1 protein-coding gene is annotated in these 753 nt (G+C 51.0%); it reads right to left on the bottom strand.

Annotated features, from left to right (window positions below):
- Positions 1-753, bottom strand: a 753-nt coding sequence (locus tag J7438_RS26385; protein WP_209278995.1) for a DUF1601 domain-containing protein, incomplete at both ends; no start/stop codon positions are given.

A 753-nucleotide genomic window follows, 5' to 3' on the forward strand; every position in this document is an offset into this window, starting at 1 on the left:
GACGTGGTCTCTCTCTTCTTTTGATTCGGCTTTGGTTTTCACCTGGGGCAACAGCGCGGCCACGGCCTCTTTGAGCTTCGTTGTCTTCTTCAGCCCGTTGTCCACCAGTTTCGCCAGGGCCCACAGCAGGTTGGCAACTTCCTGTGGCTTGAAGTGGTCTTTCTCTTCTTTTGATTCAGCTTTGGTTTTTACAAGGGGCAACAGCGCGGCTACCGCCTCGTTGAGCTTCGGTGTTTTCTCCAGCCCATTGTCCACCATTTTTGCCATGGCCCACAGCAGGTTGGCAGTACCTTGAGTGTTGAAGTGATCTTTCCCTTCTTTTGATTCGGCTTTGGTTTTCACATGGGACAACAGCACGACCACGGTCTCTTTGAGCGTCGGTGTCTTCTCCAGCCCGTTTTCCACCAGTTTCGCCACGGCCCACAGCAGGTTAGTGACTTCCTGTGGATTAAAGTGGTCTTTCTCTTCTGTTGATTCGGCTTTGATTCTCACCAGGGGCAACAGCGTGGCGACGGCCTCTTTGAGCTTCGGTGTCGTCTCCAGCTCAAGCCCGTTGCCAACCATTTTTGCCAGGGCCCACATCAGGTTGGCGGCACCTTGGGTATCAATACTCCTGGCTTCAGGTTTTTGGTTGCCCTTAAGTATTACTGCATCAAGTAAAGTTGACAATAAAGCTGCCTGAGTTTCCTTACTTCCCTCATTCATGTATTTATGAGGGGTAAAAACACCCGCTGAAGTAAATGAATGAAGCGT

Source organism: Thalassotalea sp. G20_0 (genome assembly GCF_017744175.1).
Taxonomy (GTDB): Bacteria; Pseudomonadota; Gammaproteobacteria; order Pseudomonadales; family Endozoicomonadaceae; genus Endozoicomonas.